At 47.2% G+C, this 20,100-nt stretch carries 23 protein-coding genes, 1 other RNA gene and 1 pseudogene; 7 read left to right on the top strand and 18 right to left on the bottom strand.

All coding sequences use genetic code 11. The features are described 5' to 3' along the window. Positions 1–58 precede the first annotated feature (58 nt). From recR to HP435_RS00555, 6 genes are all read right to left on the bottom strand, one after another. Positions 59–655: a recombination mediator RecR gene (gene recR / locus HP435_RS00580; RefSeq protein WP_005830525.1), complete on the bottom strand. Its 597-nt coding sequence runs from the start codon at positions 653–655 to the stop codon at positions 59–61. A 28-nt stretch (positions 656–683) separates the two neighbouring features. Beyond that, the gene (locus HP435_RS00575; protein ID WP_063230366.1) at positions 684–995 is read right to left on the bottom strand and encodes a YbaB/EbfC family nucleoid-associated protein; all 312 of its coding nucleotides are present in this window, start codon (positions 993–995) and stop codon (positions 684–686) included. Between the two features lie 40 nt (positions 996–1,035). Next, entirely contained in the window at positions 1,036–2,760 is a 1,725-nt protein-coding gene (gene dnaX / locus HP435_RS00570; RefSeq protein ID WP_173599723.1) for a DNA polymerase III subunit gamma/tau, read from the bottom strand. A 129-nt stretch (positions 2,761–2,889) separates the two neighbouring features. Next, positions 2,890–4,320: a PAS domain-containing sensor histidine kinase gene (locus HP435_RS00565; RefSeq protein WP_122966046.1), complete on the bottom strand. Its 1,431-nt coding sequence runs from the start codon at positions 4,318–4,320 to the stop codon at positions 2,890–2,892. Positions 4,321–4,569: 249 nt separating this feature from the next. Next, positions 4,570–4,834, bottom strand: an RNA gene (ffs, locus tag HP435_RS00560) — signal recognition particle sRNA large type. A 45-nt stretch (positions 4,835–4,879) separates the two neighbouring features. Beyond that, the gene (locus HP435_RS00555; RefSeq protein WP_173599722.1) at positions 4,880–6,658 is read right to left on the bottom strand and encodes an HD domain-containing phosphohydrolase; all 1,779 of its coding nucleotides are present in this window, start codon (positions 6,656–6,658) and stop codon (positions 4,880–4,882) included. Positions 6,659–6,884: 226 nt separating this feature from the next. On the opposite strand from HP435_RS00555, the gene HP435_RS00550 reads away from it, so the two are divergent. Then, positions 6,885–7,775, top strand: coding sequence for an EamA family transporter (locus HP435_RS00550; protein ID WP_173599721.1), 891 nt, complete (start codon positions 6,885–6,887; stop codon positions 7,773–7,775). Between the two features lie 54 nt (positions 7,776–7,829). Here the strand turns inward: HP435_RS00550 and HP435_RS00545 are convergent, their stop codons facing one another. Both HP435_RS00545 and HP435_RS00540 read right to left on the bottom strand, forming a co-directional pair. Then, positions 7,830–8,486: a DedA family protein gene (locus HP435_RS00545; protein WP_122966049.1), complete on the bottom strand. Its 657-nt coding sequence runs from the start codon at positions 8,484–8,486 to the stop codon at positions 7,830–7,832. Between the two features lie 25 nt (positions 8,487–8,511). Next, on the bottom strand, positions 8,512–9,099 hold the full coding sequence (locus HP435_RS00540) for a class I SAM-dependent methyltransferase (protein WP_122966050.1): 588 nt from the start codon (positions 9,097–9,099) through the stop codon (positions 8,512–8,514). A 241-nt stretch (positions 9,100–9,340) separates the two neighbouring features. Between HP435_RS00540 and HP435_RS00535 the strand changes: the two genes are divergently transcribed. After that, a complete protein-coding gene (locus HP435_RS00535) occupies positions 9,341–9,649 on the top strand; it encodes a DUF4870 domain-containing protein (RefSeq protein ID WP_122966051.1) in 309 nt (102 codons plus the stop codon). A gap of 248 nt (positions 9,650–9,897) precedes the next feature. Here the strand turns inward: HP435_RS00535 and HP435_RS00530 are convergent, their stop codons facing one another. Further along, positions 9,898–10,815: an IS3 family transposase gene (locus HP435_RS00530; RefSeq protein WP_173600267.1), complete on the bottom strand. Its 918-nt coding sequence runs from the start codon at positions 10,813–10,815 to the stop codon at positions 9,898–9,900. Further along, positions 10,752–11,075 carry a helix-turn-helix domain-containing protein gene (locus HP435_RS00525; RefSeq protein ID WP_173600266.1) on the bottom strand — a complete coding sequence of 108 codons (324 nt, stop codon included), beginning with the start codon at positions 11,073–11,075 and terminating at the stop codon, positions 10,752–10,754. Before HP435_RS00525 ends, HP435_RS00530 begins: the two co-directional genes overlap by 64 nt. Positions 11,076–11,444: 369 nt before the next feature. Between HP435_RS00525 and HP435_RS00520 the strand changes: the two genes are divergently transcribed. Continuing rightward, positions 11,445–11,897, top strand: coding sequence for a hypothetical protein (locus tag HP435_RS00520; protein ID WP_173600237.1), 453 nt, complete (start codon positions 11,445–11,447; stop codon positions 11,895–11,897). A gap of 125 nt (positions 11,898–12,022) precedes the next feature. Here HP435_RS00520 and HP435_RS00515 read toward each other — a convergent pair. Together HP435_RS00515 and HP435_RS00510 are read right to left on the bottom strand one after the other, a co-directional pair. Further along, positions 12,023–13,233, bottom strand: a pseudogene (locus tag HP435_RS00515) (IS256 family transposase). 76 nt (positions 13,234–13,309) lie between these two features. Further along, positions 13,310–13,741: a hypothetical protein gene (locus HP435_RS00510; protein WP_173600238.1), complete on the bottom strand. Its 432-nt coding sequence runs from the start codon at positions 13,739–13,741 to the stop codon at positions 13,310–13,312. A 199-nt stretch (positions 13,742–13,940) separates the two neighbouring features. Between HP435_RS00510 and HP435_RS00505 the strand changes: the two genes are divergently transcribed. From HP435_RS00505 to HP435_RS00490, 4 genes are all read left to right on the top strand, one after another. Then, on the top strand, positions 13,941–14,624 hold the full coding sequence (locus tag HP435_RS00505) for a helix-turn-helix domain-containing protein (RefSeq protein ID WP_173600257.1): 684 nt from the start codon (positions 13,941–13,943) through the stop codon (positions 14,622–14,624). 20 nt (positions 14,625–14,644) lie between these two features. Then, positions 14,645–15,514 (top strand): IS3 family transposase, encoded by an 870-nt coding sequence (locus HP435_RS00500; RefSeq protein ID WP_173600258.1) that lies wholly within the window; start codon positions 14,645–14,647, stop codon positions 15,512–15,514. Positions 15,515–15,677: 163 nt separating this feature from the next. After that, positions 15,678–15,953, top strand: coding sequence for a helix-turn-helix domain-containing protein (locus tag HP435_RS00495; RefSeq protein WP_173599945.1), 276 nt, complete (start codon positions 15,678–15,680; stop codon positions 15,951–15,953). 27 nt (positions 15,954–15,980) lie between these two features. Continuing rightward, positions 15,981–16,538: an IS3 family transposase gene (locus tag HP435_RS00490; RefSeq protein ID WP_229049784.1), complete on the top strand. Its 558-nt coding sequence runs from the start codon at positions 15,981–15,983 to the stop codon at positions 16,536–16,538. On the opposite strand, the gene HP435_RS00485 is transcribed toward HP435_RS00490, so the two are convergent. The 6 genes from HP435_RS00485 to HP435_RS00460 form a co-directional block, all read right to left on the bottom strand. Beyond that, positions 16,535–17,170, bottom strand: a complete 636-nt coding sequence (locus HP435_RS00485; protein ID WP_122966052.1) for an NAD(P)-dependent oxidoreductase — start codon at positions 17,168–17,170, stop codon at positions 16,535–16,537. The genes HP435_RS00490 and HP435_RS00485 overlap by 4 nt on opposite strands. Before the next feature lie 231 nt (positions 17,171–17,401). Continuing rightward, positions 17,402–17,791, bottom strand: coding sequence for a rhodanese-like domain-containing protein (locus tag HP435_RS00480; RefSeq protein WP_063230290.1), 390 nt, complete (start codon positions 17,789–17,791; stop codon positions 17,402–17,404). Positions 17,792–17,812: 21 nt separating this feature from the next. Further along, on the bottom strand, positions 17,813–18,079 hold the full coding sequence (locus tag HP435_RS00475) for a metal-sensitive transcriptional regulator (protein ID WP_063230289.1): 267 nt from the start codon (positions 18,077–18,079) through the stop codon (positions 17,813–17,815). A gap of 95 nt (positions 18,080–18,174) precedes the next feature. Continuing rightward, positions 18,175–18,657, bottom strand: a complete 483-nt coding sequence (locus tag HP435_RS00470) for a DsrE/DsrF/DrsH-like family protein (protein ID WP_122966053.1) — start codon at positions 18,655–18,657, stop codon at positions 18,175–18,177. Positions 18,658–18,749: 92 nt separating this feature from the next. Beyond that, entirely contained in the window at positions 18,750–19,538 is a 789-nt protein-coding gene (locus HP435_RS00465; RefSeq protein ID WP_122966054.1) for a sulfite exporter TauE/SafE family protein, read from the bottom strand. 324 nt (positions 19,539–19,862) lie between these two features. Then, on the bottom strand, positions 19,863–20,087 hold the full coding sequence (locus HP435_RS00460) for a sulfurtransferase TusA family protein (protein WP_122966055.1): 225 nt from the start codon (positions 20,085–20,087) through the stop codon (positions 19,863–19,865). Positions 20,088–20,100: the final 13 nt, after the last annotated feature.

Below are 20,100 nucleotides of genomic sequence, written 5' to 3'. Positions count from 1 at the left end.
CCCTCTTGTCTCTTAAACGAAAAAAAAGACAGGCATTTCCCCCGTCTTCTTTTTCGCTCTATAGATCGCGTCTGCCTTCCAACGCTTTGCTCAAGGTCACTTCGTCCGCATACTCCAAATCTCCGCCCACTGGCAAGCCGTGAGCAATGCGCGTCACGCGAATGCCAAACGGTTTGATCAAACGAGATATGTACATGGCGGTCGCTTCCCCTTCGATGTTCGGGTTGGTCGCCAGGATGACTTCCTTCACCTGTTCATCGCCAAGGCGCTTGAGCAGGTCAGGAATGCGGATATCTTCCGGCCCGATCCCGTCCATTGGCGAGATAGCACCGTGCAACACGTGATAGTAGCCTTCGAACTCTTTCGTCTTTTCCATCGCGACGACATCGCGCGGTTCTTGAACCACGCAAATGATCGAGCCATCCCGACGCTTGTCCCGGCAAATATGGCACGGATCAAGGTCGGTAATATTGTTGCAGACGGAGCAGTAATGAAGCTGGCGCTTTGCGTTGACCAGCGCTTTTGCCAGATCAAGCACGTCGTCCTCTTTCATGTTCAGTACAAAAAAGGCAAGCCGCCCAGCGGTCTTCGGACCAATGCCGGGCAGTTTCATAAAACCTTCGATCAGCTTGGAAACCGGTTCTGGATAGAACATCGCGTAATTCCTCTTTTCCTGCCCGATTTTAGAACAGGCCCGGGATGTTCATGCCTCCGGTGAATTTGCCCATTTCTTTACCCATCATTTCGTCTGCCTTGCGCAGCGCGTCGTTTACCGCTGTCAGCACCAGGTCTTGCAGCATTTCCACGTCTTCCGGATCAACCACTTCTGGCTTGATTACGATGTCTCGTACTTGCTTGTGTCCGTCAGCCTTGACGACAACCGCGCCGCCGCCAGCAGAGCCTTCCACGATTCTATCTTTCAAAGCTTCTTGCGTTTTTTGCATTTCTTCCTGCATTTTCTTCACTTGCTTCATCATTTGTTGCATTTGCTGCATGTTTTTCATTGAGGTGTCCTCCCTGTTTTGGTTTTGACTGCTAGTCTTTTACTTCTATAAGTCCTTCACCTACAAGCTTGATCGCCTCTGCCAGAAACGGGTCTTCCTGCTCCCCGCCCGGATCGTCCTTTTGTGCGGTCTGCTGATCGACGCTTTGCCACTCTTCTTCCATGACAGACAACAGTTGCAAAGGTCTTCCCAGCACAGTAGACATGACCCGCTCCACTACACCTTTCAACTCCGGCTCCATCGTTTTATCACAATGGATGGCGCTTGTAAAAGTGACGATAACAGCATCGTTTCCGGCGGCTACAGGCTGACCGTTCACCAGCCACGCCTGATACTGTATTTTGACCTTTTTCAATTCATTTAAAATCTGGCTCCACTGTCCCCGAACCTGTCTGGTCAAGTTTTCATCAAGCGACTTGGCTACTTCCCTGACGCGATTCATCGACGTCCGTGAACCACCGCCTGCGGCTGCCGCAACCACGCGTCTCGGCTCGCTTTTGCGCGGCTCTTCGGTCTTTTGCTGGCCTGGCAGACTGATTTGCCCTTGCAGTACCTGGCTCAGCCTCTCCTCCAGAGCGTTCAGACGGGCAGCCATAGCTGTCCATTCCTCACTGCTTGCTGCCGCTGCTCCACCACCGCCTGCTGTAGTCTGGGTGTTTGGAGAGCTTGCAGCGCTTGACTGGCACATTTTCACCAGTGTCAGCTCCACCAGCACTCTCGCATACGTCGACCATTTCAACTGGGAAAGCGACTGGTTGCACGTCTCGATCGCGGCATACAAAGCCGGCAAGGAGTAAAGCTTGGCAACCTCCTGGAACTGGTCGTCAATCATGGTGCGTTCCACGATTTCCTCCAGTTGAGGGGCTGTCTTCAACAGCAGCATGTCGCGGTAGTAGTAGAGAAAATCGTGCAGGAACTGCTCAGGGTCTTTTCCCTGAACCATTACCCGATCAAATTGCTCCATCACTTGTGCCACATCGTTTTCGGCGATATGCCTTGCCAGGACGGAAAAATACGATTGGGCGACCGTACCCGTGATCTGCATAATATCGCTGGCACGAACCTCATCCTTGCTGTAGCTGATTGCCTGATCCAGCAAGCTCAGCGCATCGCGCGCCCCGCCCTCCGCCATTTTGGCAACCAGTTGAAGCGCCTGCTCCTCGACCTGGACTCCCTGCGACTGGCAAATCCGCTGAAGCAGATCGACCATCACTTTTAACGGAATCCGGTGAAAATCGAAGCGTTGGCAACGCGATATAATCGTCGCGGGCAGCTTGTGCGGCTCTGTCGTCGCCAAAATAAAGATGACGTGGGAAGGCGGCTCCTCAAGCGTTTTCAACAGGGCATTGAATGCCTCTGTCGTCAGCATATGCACCTCGTCAATGATGTACACCTTGTACCTGACATCGCTCGGAGCAAACTTCACCTTATCTCGAATGTCCCGGATTTCCTCAACCCCGCGGTTGGAAGCGGCGTCGATCTCCAGTACATCAGTTACAGAACCATTGGATATCGCTTTGCATGTATCGCATTGATTGCATGGTTCGCCGTCGATTGGCTGCTCGCAGTTCACTGCCTTGGCCATAATCTTGGCTGCACTTGTCTTTCCCGTACCTCGGGGACCGTTGAACAAATAAGCATGAGAAAGCCTATTTTCGCGTAACGCATTACGCAAGGTTATCGTCACATGTTCTTGTCCGACTACATCCTGAAACGTCTGCGGCCGGTATACGCGGTATAGCGCGGTATAAGCCATGTTCGTGTGACACTCCCCATCTGCACAGTCCTCTTCCATATCCTATTCATTATACACGATTGACACCGTTCGTACAAAGAAAACGCCCCGTTCACAAGTGCGCGGGACGCTTCATCCAAACCGGGACAGCTACAGGTACGGCAGCATGATATGAAAGGTCGTTCCGTACCCTTTCGACGATACGCGAATTTGACCGCCGATGTCGTGAATGATCTTTTGACAGACGGACAAGCCAAGCCCTGTCCCTTCTTCCTTCGTCGTAAAAAACGGATCGAAAATTTTGTCGATGATGTAGAGTGGAACACCGGGGCCTGTGTCGTGGATATCGATGCTCATCTTGTCTCCATCCTGGTCAAGATGATGGGAAATTTGCAGCGTTCCCTGCTCTCCCATCGCCTCAATGCCATTTTTGCAAATGTTGATAAACACTTGCTTGAGCAACTCCGTATCGCCCACAACCATCGGCAGCTTTCCGCGCGAAGGGAAGCGTACGTCAATCCCGTACAAAATCGCCTGTGACTCCACGATTGGCATGATTTCTTCAAAAACCGTATTGAGGTCAACCATCGCGTACTGTATATCGCGCGGCTTGCTCAGGAGCAAAAACTCGCTGACCAAGGAATTGATACGATTGATTTCCGTCAGCATGATTTCGGTATACGTCTTTTCCCGATCCATCCCGCTGTCGGTGAATGATTTGAGGAACATCTGCAAAAATCCTTTGATCGAGGTCAACGGATTGCGGATTTCGTGAGCAGTGCCCGCCGCAATTTGACCGATCATCGCCAATCGCTCATTCCGTTCGATTTTTTGCTCAAACGAGCGCAGATTGGTAATATCCTTGAACAAAATGAACGCGCCGACTGTTTTTCCCGACTCGTCCTGCAGCGTATTGGCATCGACGATCAACTCGAAGCGCTGATTGTCATTCGTCCAGGAAGTCGCGACATTTTGCAGCTTCACGCCTTCCAACAGCTCTTTTTTGATCAGCCGATGCGGCTCGGGAATCCCGCTGAATACGTGATCGACGTGTTTGTTGATGACATTGAGCCGCTCCATTCCCAAAAGCTTGCAGGCAGTCTGGCTGGCCTCGATAATGCGCGAATGTTCATCCAGAATAAACAGACCCAAACTGGTATCGTAGGTCAGCTTGGTCAAAAGGCGCTGAGACAAGACCTGGTCGGTTTCTTTAGCCAATTGGTAAAAATGAACCAAATACAAGGGATTCTCTGCTTGCTGTACCAGTATCATCACAGGCGTCTTCCTGCTTTTCCCCTGTTGATCACGCCACTCTACTTCGACATTTGCTCCCGACTCTTCTTCTCTTTGCAAAAGCTCTTCGTACAGTTGTTCCATCGAGCCTTGATAAGGGAGAATAGTGGAGATGGGTTGCTTGATCAGTTGATCGCGTGAATATCCGGTTACACGAAGCAGTTGTTCGTTTACTTCCACGATACTACCCGATTGATTCACCAATAAAACGGCAGTAGGCAGTTGATGCATGAACCGCTGCAATCGTCCGGACGAGCCAACGAGATGTAACGAAAAAGGTGCACTCACAGCTTGTCCCTCCTGGCCTATGACGTACTTCATGAGCAAAGAAACCCATGGCATTTCTCAACTATTATGAAACTTCGTGAAAAAGTGCTCAAAACCTGCCCTTTTAGGCACTTATGAGCAGAGAAATGTTTCGCTAGTTATCGTCAAATTACAACAAAAAATATATCGATCGGCAAATTAGAAATCGCGGACAAACTAAAAATAGCATGCTTCCCCAAGGAAACATGCTATTGATCGTTCAAATAGATACCGTGCACCTATCTTCGATAATTCTCATCCAAGCGTTACTTATGGTAGCAGCTCAGAGCAGGCTACCCTGCGGCACACGCGATGATCCACTTATGGCTGCTTCCTTCCGGACCTGACCAGGTTCATGGGTTCGCGTTGCACAGGACCCGCTCCTCAACACCGCCGCCATAAGGCAGCCTCACATAAGAAAACCTAGGATAGGAATTCAACCCTGCTATTGCGGATTGCAGGTTACAGGGCACCGCAACCTCCCCGTCTAGCACGGTACGATAAGAATACCAAAGATAATGGCTGATAGCAAGCTGCAAACCTATCCAATACTGGTAGCTGTCTTTTCTTTGACAAGAATGACACAACTGTCCTTTGATTGTGTCACTTGAATCGCTCCACTCAAATACGCTTCTTGAAAAATAGCAACGATTGCCGGGTCAAACTGCGTACCTTTGCAGCGTATGATTTCCTCGTACGCCTCTTTGCCGGACATGGCATTTCGGTAAGAGCGCGTAGAGGTCATGGCATCAAACGTATCTGCAACGGCCAGTATCCGTCCGATCAACGGGATCTCTTCACCCTGGAGCTGGTGCGGATAGCCCTTCCCGTCCCACCGCTCATGATGATGCCGCACGCCCGGACTGACATGGGACAGGCTTTCAATCTGCTCCACGATGTCGGCCCCGATCGAAGGGTGCCTTTTCATAAACTCGTATTCATCGAAAGTCAGCTTTCCATTTTTCAGCAACACATGGTCAGGAATCGCCACTTTGCCAATGTCGTGCATCAGGCCCGCATAGCGCAGGTCATCACGGGTAAATTCCAGTTGTTCTTTTTCCGTCATGTGATCATACATGATTAGGGCGTAATGGGTCACTCGCTCCGTGTGGCCGGCTGTGTACGGGTCCTTCATTTCGACCGCCAGATAAAAGCTGCGCACAATCTGATCCAGTCCCTTTTGGGAATATTCCCGCTCCCTTTCGATCAAAGACTGCATTTGTTCTGCCATCATGTTGAACTTTTTCTCCAGGAACGTGATTTCCTGCATGCCCTCAATCGGTACGCGTATGGAAAAATCCCCTTTTACCAAAGCGTCAGTGGCATCAACCAACGTGTAGATCGGCTTGGCAATCCACCGGGAAATGCGGTGAGCCACATAGCCGGAGAAGATGACGACGAGACAAATCGTGCACCATAAAATAAACTTCATCCGGTCCAGCCGATTGGCGATATCCTGGCCCGGCAACCATTCCAGATAGGTGATCCCGCTCGCCGCAGAAGTCTGATGGTACGCATAGACACTCTCGCTGTTGATTGTGGCGGCAAACACCGTTTCCTCCTCGAAACCGAGTAAGTGCTTGTTCAGAATCTCCTGGTCAGGAGTAGCGGATACGTTCATCCCGATCCGATCCGCATCCGGGTGAATCAGGATTTTCCCGGAAGGCATGACCACCATCAGATTGTTGTACTTGGGGAGCGAGCTTTTGTTCAACCAGTTAGCCAGTGCGTCCAGCTTTAGCTCCACCAGCAAAAGTCCTGACGATTGCTTGGTTTCATCCTCAACTCGCTGCGAAAAATATAACGCTTTCGGATTGCCTTTTTCATCGGAACGGTTAAGCAGCCAGATTTGGCCCTCGCCTTTTCCCCACGGCTCTTTTTGCAGCGATATCGGCCGTTCCTTTTCGTCCCAACCTGCTTCTTTCCGCAACGATATCACTTGCGAATCATCGCGCAAAAAATGAACGTTGCCGATCAGGTCGCGGAAGTAAGTAAAATGATCAAAAGCATCGCGTATCTTGCTTTGATGAGCTGTCCACTCGCTTTTGGCGAGAGGGTCCAACCGATTCTCCAGAGACTTGGGCATTGTCATTCGCAAGACCGGGTCGTTTGCCAACTGATTCGTATCGTGTTGGATCGTTTGAAACAAAGTATTCAGCCGCCTGTCAACGGAATCAAGATGCCCCCCAATGCTCGTCTCATACTGCTCTAGAACGGCCTTTTGCGCCTCCTGATAAAACAGGAAGCAGATGAGCAGGATGGGGAACAGACTCAGCAATAAAAAGGTCGCAAACAATCGGTCTTTCAACTTCAACAACACAAGCCTCCCCCCTTTTCCTCTGGTTGATCGCGCTCGTCAAAGCTATACCTTCTGCTGTTGGGTATGCTTATTTCGTGTCCTTTTCCCTATTACCGCGCTAGGACCAATGGTAAACCTTATTTTGGGGTTTTTGCCGCTTTTCTTTACACTGGACAAATGGACAAAGTCGTCCTGCACATATTATCCTAGCTAAGGGTCATTTACTTATATGTAAGGAGATACATGAATGAAATATATCCTTCTCGTATTTTTAGGAGCGTGCAGCTACGGGATTTTGTCGACGATTGTCAAGCTTGCCTACGGGCAGGGGTACTCGCCAGCAGAGGTCATCGGCGGACAAATGTTCTTCGGGCTTGTGCTCACCTGGATACCTGCTCTCTTTTTCTTGCGGACAAAACCCGGGAAAAAACAACTGCTGCTTTTAGTCAGCGTCGGTCTGGCTATCGGTTCGACGGGGATTTTGTACTACAATGCCCTCCGGTTCATTCCGGCGTCCATCGCCATCGTCTTGTTGTTCCAGTTCACCTGGATGGGGGTCTTGGCCGAGGCGATCATGACGAAACGGATGCCCGACAAACCTACGCTGCTCTCGCTCGTGCTGCTCCTGTTCGGCACATTGCTTGCCGGCGGAATTTTTGAAACAGACGGAATCGCCCAGTTTCATATCGCGGGTGTCTTGCTTGGCCTGCTGTCTGCCGTCTCTTACACCATGTTTTTGCTGTTTAGCGGCAAGGCGGCGATCGGCGTCAATCCTTGGGTGCGCAGCGCGAGCATGTCTACCGGCTCCTTTTTGCTGGCAGGACTGGTTTACACGCCCGTGTTCCTCTGGAACGGCGCACTCTTGGACGGATTGTTCCCTTACGTCTTCCTGCTCGCTTTCTTCGGGATCTTCATTCCGACTGTTTTCTTCAACTTCGGCGTTCCCCATACAGGGCCGGGAATGGCCGCGATTTTGGGAGCTGCCGAGTTGCCGATGGCTGTATTCTCGTCGTTCATCATTCTCGGTGAAACCGTGTCGGCGCTGCAAGTGACAGGTGTGGTCGTCATCCTGCTGGGCATGATCCTCCCGGAATGGTTGCGCCAACGTCACAAGCGCCTGAAGTCTTCGCTCAGCTAAGCATGCCAAAAAACCCATCCTTTGCAGCCTTTTTCTGCAAGTGGATGGGTTTTCTCATTCGTTCCCTTCGCGTTCGACCGTCAGCGAGCGAGCGCTTGAAGCCTCGCTCTTTTGCCTTTTCCAAAGCGTATATCCGTAATAGCTGATGGCAGCCAGTATGACCAGTCCCACTGCGGTGACGACCATCGTCTGGTTGAACATCCCGACAAATGCATTGAGATTCTCCACATTGTTGCCCATCAAATTCCCGGCAAAAAACAGAACCAGTGTCCAGACAAGCCCGGTCGTGTAGGAAAACAGCGCGTAGCGGCGAAACGTCATCTTGCCAATGCCGACCAAATACGGAACCACATGTCGGACGACCGGCAAAAAGTAGCTGATGCACAAGGCGTAGCTGCCATAACGGTCGAGCAGCGCCTGCGCCCGGTCCACGTACTTGTTCATTCCTTTTTTCTTGCCAATCCAGTTCAATGCCGGAGCACCGAGCCATCTCCCCAGCACATATCCTAGCGACAGCCCGGAAACAACCCCCAGATAAGTCGCGACAAAAGCCGGAAAAACATGCAAAATCCCGAGCGAGGTCAATACTCCCGCAGACAGGACAATCACTTCGTCAGGAATCGGCATACCGACAATTCCTAGCCAGAGCATGAAAAAAAGAGCAAAATACCCAAACTGACCAACTGATTCAGTCAGCATATCCACGATCATCACGTTATCCTCCTATACGGGCAGGCTACCCGCGCTCTTTGCGGCATACATACACAAATGCCGGCGGAAGGTTGAGAGGCACCAGCTTTACTGTCACGTTTTCAAAGACGGTGGACAGCTGCTTCTTCATTTGGAGAGAGTATTGAAAGGCGACAAATACCCCGCCCGGCTTCAGCGCAGCGTAAACCTCTGCCATGATTTGATCGCGCAGCTCCTGCGGGAAGTTGGCAAAAGGCAACCCCGACACGATACAGTCCGCTTTGCCCAAGCCGGCATCGGCGAGTACACGCGTCAAATCGACGGCATCCTCATGGAAAAGGGCGTTAGGGAAAAGCGTCTCCAGCCTTTGGCGCATCTTGCTCTCTTTTTCAAAGGAAACCAGTGTGGCCTCCGGTCGCTTCATCTGCTCAATCCAGGTCGTAAAAATACCTGTGCCCGCGCCCAGCTCCACAATCGTATTGGCCTGACTCCAATCAATCGGATTCATCATTTGCTTTGCCAACGCTCGGGAGCTAGGTGTGATGCTGCCTACTTGCCCAGGTGACTGTAAAAAGTTGTAGAAGAACATCAACCGATCCTTGATGCTAACCGGATGATGACAATCGATCATCATGTTTCAAACGCTCCCTTCGTTGTATGCTTATCATTCATCATATCCAAAAAACATTTAGAATTATCTTTCCAAAAACGAAAGATTTTCTTAATACTATAACAGTAAACGATTGGAAATCAAAACACCTCCGTCTATAGTCGGAGCAAGAGATCACGCTTTTGATGGTTACGAACAGCTCTGCTTGTGCGTTACAATAGCTTCAACAACATCATTCGTCATACACGACGAGGAGGACTATTCTATGGATTATAGAGGTGTAAAAGCAATTACCCACGCCAGTGCATTCTTCGCACCGTTTTTAGTGCCAATCGTAGTCTGGCTGCTGATGCAAGATCGTGAGGCGAAAAATATGGCTCTCCAAGCCTTGCTGTTCCATCTGTTTATGAGTATTCTCATCAGCATCTCCTGGTTTTTCGTTTTCGTGCTGATCGGAATCCCGTTCCTGATCGTATTTGGCCTGATGGCGCTTTACTACCCGATCAAAGGGATCATCTACTCCTTGCAAGGACGACCGTTCCATTACCCAATTATCGGCTCTATTGTCAGATAAGGACAGCGAGACAGCCGTTTCGCACACAAAAAAAGACCAGCGCGCCCGATCTGAAGTGCACCCCTTATAGTAAACAACGAACACAAAAATCCTTATAATATCAGCGTTCGTTATGAGTCAGAAAAGGAAACTGGGGTCAAATTGGGAACAAACAACACAAAAAGGAGCAGTTTTTCCCTATAAGCAATTTAGCCCTTCCCGTTTGGTCTTATCCCCGTCAAGTGGACAGTTCAAAACAAGCCCTTGCTTTACGCAGCCTCAGCTCGGTATTGAACTGGGCTGAGACTGCGTAAACGAGCTTGAATCCGTTCGTGATTGTAAAAATGAATGTAACGTTCGATTGCTTTATTCACCTCTTCTTCGGTTCCGAAGGAATCCAAATATATACATTCTGTTTTGAGGTGGCTGAAAAAGCTTTCGATACAAGCGTTGTCCAGGCAGTTTCCTTTTCTCGACATACTTGGAGTTATGTTATACGCTTGTAATAGATTCTGATATGCTCTGGACGTGTACTGGCTTCCCTGATCGCTATGTAGCAGGACGCCATTCACGTCTCTTTTTTGTGTCGCTGCCTTCACAGTATCTAAGACGAGGGATAAATCATTCTGTTTGCTGACTTTATAGGCAATTACCTCATTATTGAAAAGGTCGTAAATGACAGACAGATACAGCCGTCTCCCGTTAAAAATGATATAGGTAATATCTGTAGCCCATTTTTCAGTAGGTCGTGACGCAGCAAACTCACGGTTCAACTTGTTTTCTGTTATCACGATTGGCTCTTTGCGTCCATAATACTTTCGTTTCCTGCGAATACGTGATTGGATCCCCAACTCTTTCATCAGTCGGTACACACGCTTATGATTAATTCGAATGCCATGGACCCGGTATAGCCACATCTTAATTCGAGGATATCCGTATATTCCATTGACCCCTTGATGACAATGCAAAATCAGCTTTTTTAACTCTTGGTCTTCCGCGTATTTTCTCGTCGGGTTCTTCTGTAAGTGCAGCCACTTATAATAACCACTTTTTGATACTTGAGCAATTTTGCATAGTAACAGAACTGGATAACGATCCGCCATCTCAGCAATAATCCGAAAAATTACTGTTTTTCCCTGATCCTTCTTCTTTCCCCCTTTCTGGCTTCTAAGAGCTTTTTTAAGAATTCTACCTCCGCTTCAAGACGCCTAATTCTTTCATCTGAAGCCATGGGGTTTTTACGAGGCCTTCCCATGCTCATCCCTCCGGCTTTGCCTCTTTGGTCTACCAATCCTTGTACACCGTGATCTCTGTATTTTCTAACCCATCTACGGAACATCCGTAAATCCAAACCGTAGGTTTCTTGAATTTGTTTATACGTAGCTCCTTGTTCAAACCATTCCACTACTTGTGTCTTAAATTCAAGCGAGTATGTCATTTTCCCCATAAAGAATATCCCCTCCAAATAAACAGTAATGGTCTTTCTTTTTACTGTCTACTTAAAGGGGATAATATCAGTTTGGGAGGGGCTTTTTTACATCGGCCAGAAATCCTCATGTTTTTTGGAGGGATCGATTTCTCTTACCAGTTCGAGAATTTTTATTTTTGTACTGTTGCTGGGGGAAATACTACGCATATCGTTGATTCCGTCAGTTGGCAAAATGGTTTGCAGTTACGGCTACTACATGCCCCCTAAAATGCATCTAATGGAGTAATGACTTTCACTTGAATTTTTTTACAATTTCTGTAACAAAATCGTTTGTTCTATCGTCTTACATGAAGTTATATCAAAGTCAACAATATGGAGGTATTTGCGTTGAAGAAAAGAATTGTCATTCCAATTTTTCTTATCTTAATTGCATATGTAATTAGTCAACAAATTTATTTCCCCGGATTTAAAGTTTGGTCTTTTGATGAACTTGCTTTAATCGATAAAAGTAAAGTTAATTCCATAAAATTAAGAAATACAGAAGGAGGAACGGTACATATAACTGACCCCAATGAGATAAAAAGGATTTGGGAGATCTTTGATAAAATGGAATTGAGTTATCGAAAGAATGGTCATGATATCAAACAACGGAACATAAATGAAGAGCCAAAATATTTCATCGAATTTGAAAAGGATGAAGAACTATTAGAGATGATTTACATATCAGGGAATAGTTACATGCATGTTCTAGGTTATAGCAACGAAGATTCTCCTGTATTTGAAATCGTCAATCGTCCTACATTAGAATTTGAAAATTTAATTCAGTCTTCAACTCCATAAAAAGACGACCTTACTTAAAAATCTGATCATATAAAAAAGAATGCTCGGTAATATCCCGAACATTCTTTTTTATTAGAGAGTTGGGTCTGTCCAGTATTTTGTGTAAACCCTCTTAAAGCCAAATGCTAACGCAAATATTGACCGATTCGATCAGGGAAGAAAACAGAGAGCTGGAGGAGCATTTGCCCCCAATTTTGTACACGTCCTGTCCACTTCCGGGTGACGTTCATAGTTGCTAAATAGAGCATTTTGAGTAGGGCTTCATCGGTGGGGAAAATGCTCTTGCCCTTGGTCACCTTCCGAAGTTGTCGATGGTAACTCTCAATCATATTTGTCGTGTAGATCAGTTTACGAATCTCTGGTGGGTATTTGAAAAAAGTAGCGAGTTCATCCCAGTTGGTACGCCAAGAGCGAACAATCAGGGGATATTTACTGCCCCACGTATCTTCAAAGCGATCCATTTCCAGCAAGGCAGCCTCTTCTGTTGCCGCTTTGTAGATCGGTTTTAAATCCGCCGTCACCTTCTTGAGATCCTTGTAAGAAACGTAACGGGTAGAGTTGCGGATTTGATGAATGATGCACTTTTGAATTTCGGTGTTCGGATAGCAGGCAGAGATCGCTTGGGAGAAGCCCGTTAGGTTATCCACGCAGGTGATGAGAATGTCCTGAACCCCACGGTTCCGTAGGTCGTTCAGCACACTCAGCCAGAACTTCGAGGATTCATTCTCCCCAATCCACATGCCTAATACATCTTTATTCCCGTCCAAATCAATGCCAATAACGCCTTGTTTACAATGGCACCGTCTTGCTTCACTTTGTAGTGAATGGCGTCCATAAATACGACCGCATAGATGCTTTGCAGTGGTCGGTTCTGCCACTCTTTAATGAGGGGCACGATCTTATTTGTCACATTGGAGATCATGGTGGGAGAAACGTCAATTCCATACAGTTGGTTCAAGTGGTCCTGGATATCCCGTGTGCTGACACCTTTGGCGTACATGGCGATAATTTGGTCCTCAATGCCGGTAACGGTGGACTGATGCTTCTTCACGATTACGGGCTCAAACTCGCCATTTCGGTCACGTGGCACCGAGATTTCCATCTCACCGTATTCACTCGTCACCGTCTTTTTGGTCTTCCCGTTACGGCTATTTGTCGTGGTCTTCTTCTTCACATCGTGCTTTTCATAGCCGAGTTCCGTGTCGAGCTCCGCCTCTAGCATCGACTGCAGCGTTTCCGCAAACAGTTCCTTCAATGCCGACTGCACGTCGTCCATCGTCTTGAGGTTGTTTTCCTTTATAAACGCCTTCACTTGTTCCTTACTAAATCGTGCCATTGGTGTCATCCTCTCAAACCAACCTTTCTCTTAATTGTAATATGGTTTAAGAGTTTACACGGAATATTTTACAGACTCAGAGAGTTTGCCAACCTTGTCTAGTTTTTACTCGTTTGATTTCTGGTGGCCCGGTGATAATCCGGCCTTCATCAAAGTCCATAAATACAGCTTCAAGTTCCACTTGGATATACTCTGGGTGTTTAAGCAAGTATCGAACAGTTCGGCCAAGCTCTTGATTAGCTTTTCGAACGTGGTTCTTAAGTTGATCACGCAAGTTTACATCAAAACTCAATACCAAAGCTACCAAACCGATTGCGAAGTTCTTTTTCTTTGCAAACGAGAAAACCATCGTTGCTATAGAGGCAGCAATGGAAATACTACTCGCCAACATGTTTCCATCCATCTCCACAAGTCCATGATCATAAATATTCTCCGATACCTCCAGGATGTCTTCCAATTGAGCAGTGCTTACCTGAATTGTATCCGCATATTGCTTAAGTTTTGCCATCTTTATTCCCCCTACATTTTTTAAGCTAATTCCTCGTCGGTAATTAACTTGTATTAGTAAAAGAGCAATGAACTTAAATATTTACAACCTTTTCTCAAAAAAAAAAAAAAAAAAGAAGCCCTTAGGATGTGATATGCTCCCCTTTGGGTAGACAGTTGAAATAATAAAACTGTCTACCTGTAAGGAGGAGCATTTTTTTATGTCCCATAAAGCAAAAATAGCTGGACCAGAAAAGATCGCAGCTATCGAAAAATATCTCCGTGGAGAAGATTCTCTCAATCATCTAGCAAGCACGCTAGACGTTACCTTTTCCTCCATGAAACAATGGCTTCAAACCTATCAATCATTAGGTCCAGATGGACTGCTCAGTACACCTAAGAACAGGACTTATTCCGCAGAACTGAAGTTATCTGCTGTTGAGGACTATCTAGCTGGCGGTGCTTCTCATATGGAGATATGTAAGCGATATGGCATTAAATCAACCCGCCAACTGCGTAAATGGATTCTAAAGTATAATGGTCATGAGAAGTTGAAATCTTCCGGAGCAGGAGGAACACCAATCATGACAAAAGGACGAGCGACTACTTTCGAAGAAAGAATCGAAATTGTGAAATTCTGCTTAGAACATCAGCATAATCATGCCCAAACAGCCAAAGAATTTCAGGTTTCCTATCAGCAGGTTTACTCATGGACACACAAATACATAAAATTTGGCGTAGATGCGCTTCAGGACAAACGTGGGAAACGAAAATCTGAAAACGAGATGTCTGAGGTGGAGAAGCTACGAGCACAAAATACATTGCTTCAAGCTGAGAATAAAAGAAAGCAAATGGAGATCGATTTTCTAAAAAAGCTAGACGAAATTCAAAGGGGGCGACCCTAAACCAAGTCCGCAATGAACCTATTTATCTTGCCATCCGTAATCTGTACGACAGTAAATCATATGCCATCAGTCAGCTTTGTGAAATCGCAGGGATTCCGCGTTCGTCGTATTATAAGTGGCGAAATAGGAAAGAAACTGAAAACGAGAAATTCAACAAAGGGTTGCTGCCTATGATTAAGCGTGCCTACGAAGAAAAAAAGGGGATTCTTGGTTATCGCCAGATGACCATCAAACTGAATCGACAGTTCCATCTTTCTATCAACTATAAACGCGTATACAGACTCATGGGTATTTTAGAATTGAAATCCGTTTGCCGCAAAAAGAAAAAGAATTACGTTCCGACAACGCCTGAAATCACGGCAGAAAATGTCTTGAGCAGGGATTTCAAATCCGTAGAATTCGGTACAAAGTGGCTCACAGACGTAACGGAAATGAAGTACGGCCTTCAAAGCAAGGCTTATTTGAGTGCGATTCTGGACTTGTCGGATAAAAGTATTGTTTCTTTTGTGATTGGGCACTCGAACAACAATGAGCTTGTGTTTAGAACGTTTGATATTGCCCATCGGGCATATCCTAATGCGAAACCCATCTTTCATAGTGATCGAGGATTTCAATACACGAACAAAATGTTCAAGAAGAAACTAGATGATACGGGAATGACTCAGAGCATGTCGAGGGTAGCTAGGTGTATCGACAATGGTCCAATGGAATCATTCTGGGGAACGTTAAAATCGGAGATGTACTATCTCCAGAAATTCAATACATACGAAGAGCTAGAAGTAGCCATTACGGAATACATACATTACTACAATAATCATCGGTACCAGAAAAGGCTAAACTGTATGACGCCCCTAGAATATAGGCACTATTTACAAAGTTCTGTGGCATAAAAAAGACACCAACCTAGGTTCAGATTGGTGTCTAAGCTTTTTGTTTTTTTCACTGTCTACTTGACAGGGGGCACTTCAATGCTTTGAAGTACCCCCCCTTAGAATAGACATTGGAAAAACCCCTAGGTTAATCCGATGTAATTCTAGGGGGGTGCTTTTCGTCATGGCAGTGAAAGGATACAAATGTAAACATTATCCAGAATCATTCGACGTAGAAGCGGTTCGCTTGCACGTGGAAGAAGGATGGAGTTACAGAAAGATTGCAGAACACCTAGGGGTCCAGGATAAATACCGCGTCAGAACGTGGATGAGAAAGTATCGTGAAAATGGAGAAGCATCATTCAAGGACGGGCGTGGAAATCCTCATCGGATTGAAACGGAGCAGGATCGGCAGATTCGGCGTCTACAACTGGAGGTAGAGGTCTTAAAAAAAGGGTGACACATCTTGAATCGGGAGGGTACGGCTGTGTCGGATGGCAGAATCACGGAAAATTTGCTGCAACGGAATTTCACTGCGGAAGGGCCTAATCAAAAGTGGGTAACGGATGTCACACCATTTCAGGTATTTGACGATCGGATTTACTTATCTGCTATTAAAGATCTATGGAACAATGAGATTGTCGCTTATCATCTAAGCCAGCGTAACGATAATCCACTTGTGTTAGAAACCTTCAGGAAAGCATTTGAAAAGCAAAAAGACGTGGCTGGGTTGATCGTTCATAGCGATCAAGGGTACCAGTACACGTCCCATGCTTACCACGACATGCTGCCAAAGGTTGGAGCCCAAATCAGCATGTCACGCCGAGGAAATTGTTATGACAATGCCTCTATGGAGAGCTTCTTTTCCCATCTGAAAGTCGAAGCACTCTATCCCTACGATATCCCAAGTATAGAGGAAGCACAAAGGCGAATAGAAGAATTTATTCTCTTTTATAACGAGAAAAGAGCACAACGAAAACTAAATGGGGTCTTGACCAATCCGGGATGGCTGGTCTTTTCTGCATGCCTGACTCTATTTTGTTAGTTGGACCCAACGGTGAATCGTTGGTTGAGGTGTTGCGGATTTTCGATTTCATCAAGAACGGCAATGGCGTAGTCCGCGTAGCTGACATAGCTTTGTCCGCTTGCATTGACGAGCAAATGATCTTTGCCAAGCTGATAAGTGCCTGTTCTGGCTCCTTCTGGATCAAAGAAAGCGGATGGACTGATAAAGGTCCATTGAATCCCCGTCGTTTCTTGCAAAATGCGCAAGTTTTCTCCCTGGTTTTGCGCTGTTGCCAGGTAGATTCCCGGAAAATCAGGAGTTTCCATGACACGAGTCGTCTTCGCTTCGTCTACGAACAAGCTCCCTGCTCCCCCTACCACAAGCAGACGAGTCGAAGGTGCTCCCTTCATCGCTTCGATCAATACGTTGCCAGCCTCGACGTGCAGGTGTTCTTTTCCGGCAGGAGCGCCAAATGCATTGACTACTGCATCAAAGTCTTTCAAATCAGCTGCTGTCAGAGCGAACACGTCTTTTTCCAGAACAGCTGCTTTCGGTTCGTCGATTTTGGATGCGTCACGAACAACCGCTGTCACCTGATGGCCGCGATCCAACGCTTCCTTCATGATCCATTTTCCTGCTTTGCCGCTTGCGCCTACGATTGCGATTTTCATTGTTCTATTCCCTCCATGTATTTAGATTGAGTCACCAAAACTCGGGTTATGAATGATAGGCCGCCACTTTAGTTGTAACTAAACAAGTTACATCGGTTGCAAAAAAATAATGGCCTGGGCTTGCTCGTCTTGTTGTAATCATTTTAGTTACAACCAAGTCATCTGTCAAGCATGTATTTTTTGTGCAAATGAAAAAGCACCCGCTCTCGCAGATGCTCGTTTCCTTTTTCGTTACTTTTGTTTGGTCGGTCCTTGCCAGGTGACCAGTCCACCCTGAAGGTGCGCCATTTGCGTAAAGCCGTGTTTTTTCAGGATTTTCGCCGCTTGCTTGCTGCGCATCCCGCTGCGGCAGTACAACAAAATATCGTTTTTCGGGGAAACTTCCTTCACCCGGCTGTTCAACTGGGACAGAGGGATGTTGACGGCTGTAGGAATGTGACCCTTCTTGAACTCGTGTGGCTCGCGCACGTCAATCAGCATCACCCTGCTTTTTTGATTCACCCGCTCCTTGAATTGCTCGGCTCGCAGGTTTTCCAGCCCTTTTACAGGCATGAAGCGGGAAATCAAATACCAAGTTGTCAATGCATACACAATAATAAGCAAAATCGTCGTGAAGTCCATTTGAACATCCTTCCTAGTGAATTAGCGACTTTTCACCAACAGCTCTACCGCTTCTTTTACCATCTTGCTTGTGTCGCCTCCGAGTGCCTGCTCCTCCAACAGACAGCGCTGCAAATTCTCCGCTACGATCTGCGCGATTGCCTTGTCAGACGCGTTGCGGACAGCAGATAGCTGGGCGACTACTTCTTTGCAGCTTTTTTGCTCGTCCATCATTCTCAACACGCCACGGATTTGTCCTTCAATTTTTCGCAAACGTCTTTTAATATCGTCACCGTAGTTGTAATCCATGTGAAGTCCTCCCGTTTTTAGGATCGCGGATACGTATACAGGTATATTATGCAAAAGACAGGCTTTGTCAAGCAAGCCTGTCTGCTTTTCACCTCTTAAATAAAGAGGTTCACCTTCGCCTGTGTCGCATCGCCCAAGTAGGCTGCCACGCCCGCGTACTCCATTCCGTCCAGCAATTCTTCCTGCTGCAAGCCCAGCAAATCCATCGTCATCGTGCAGGCAACCAGCTTGACTCCTTGCTCCTGCGCCAGCTCGATCAGTTGGGGCAGCGTCAGGGCATTGTGCTTTTTCATGACATGCTTGATCATTTCCGGGCCCATCCCCAGCATATTCATTTTGGACAACCCCAGCTTCTGCGCCCCTCTCGGCATCATCCAGCCAAACATTTTCTCCAGCCAGCCTTTTTTGACTTTGACGATCTCGTCCTTGCGCATCGTGTTCAAGCCCCAAAAGGTAAAAAAGATCGTGACGTCGTGATCGTAGGCAGCAGCCCCGTTCGCTATGATAAAAGCCGCGATCGCTTTATCCAAATCGCCGCTGAAAAGAACAATCGTCGTTTTCTCTTTCTGGTTTTCCATCGTTAAGCCCTCCCGTTAAATACTGTTACTCCTATAGGTATAAAAATGAGCGAAAAGAAGCCGCTCTCGACTCTCCATGCTTCTTTTCTCACTTACAAAATATCGCTCCACACTTTGATCGCCGTAGCGCAGATCAGCACAATCAGACCGTACCGCAAATATTTGACATCGATCTTGGCGCTGACCACACTGCCCAAAGGCGCACCCAGGACACTGCCAATGACCGTAAACAGGACCGGAACCAACGGAATATGTCCCGCGTACAATTTGCCTGCGACACCACCGATGGCGGAAATGAATACGATAGCGAGTGACGAGGCAATCGTGACGCGCGTAGGAATCTTGAGGATCGTCAGCATGATCGGGATCAGGATGAAGGCACCCCCCGCTCCGACAATTCCGGAGACAACACCTACCACAAAAGCGATCGGGATGGCGACGAACCGATTGTAGACGATCTCTGCTGCCTGCTCCTGAGTCCCTTTGTTTTTCTTCAGCATCAAAATGACCGCTACGACAGCCAATATACCGTAAACGAGGTTGATGCTGTCACCAGACATGTATTTGGAAGCCAGGCCACCCAACAAACTTCCTGCCAGGATGCCGATTCCCATATCTCTGACCAGTCCTTTATGCACCAGGGGCGACCCTTTGCCATTTCGCTTGCGAAAAGCGATTACCCCTGACAGCGAAGCAAAAAAGACCTGGAACATCGAGATCGACGACACCTCCTGAGCGGAGAAATGAGCCAATCCAAGGCCTGCCGGAACAAACAGCAGCAATGGATAATTGATAATCGCTCCGCCAATCCCCAGCATCCCGGAGAAAAAGGAACCGACAAATCCTAGAGAAATCATGAGTAAATACAGCAAGACGTCCATATGCCCTCCCCGCATTCTCCGCCCAAATCGCACAAGAATGCCGTAGCCACTTTTCAAATGCGCATTTTTCAGGTACAATAAAAACCAAGTAAATAACTATGATTAAGGTGATTTAAATGGTTCGTTATTTAAAAGCCATTTTTCAACATCGCTGCCCTGTCTGCAAAGAACCTCTGCGTTCTGTGCGAAGCCACTTGCTTTGTGAAAAGATTTGCCCGAACGGCCATTTTCGCGAAGAAACCTACCCCGACCTCGGCGTTCGCATTGTATATGAAAATAAGGACTAAGCGAACACTTCTGCATCGTGCCCGCTTAGTCTTTTTCTTACAGCTTTTTCACCAGGAACTTGTATACGCCGTTCTCCAACTCATGAGACACCAGTTCGTTTTTCGACTGCTTCACCCATGCCGTAAAATCATGGAGCGACCCTTTATCGGTAGAGAGCACTTCCATGGTCTGTCCTGGCTGCAACGTATCCAGCGCTTTCTTCGCTTTGACAATCGGCATCGGGCAAGCAAGACCTTTTGTATCCACAACAACATCTGCCATGTCGTTTTCCCCC

The organism is Brevibacillus sp. HD3.3A, from assembly GCF_013284375.2.
In the GTDB taxonomy this organism is placed as follows: domain Bacteria; phylum Bacillota; class Bacilli; order Brevibacillales; family Brevibacillaceae; genus Brevibacillus; species Brevibacillus parabrevis.
The sequence above is the reverse complement of the archived record's forward strand: the minus strand, read 5'-3'. Positions and strand labels throughout refer to the sequence as shown.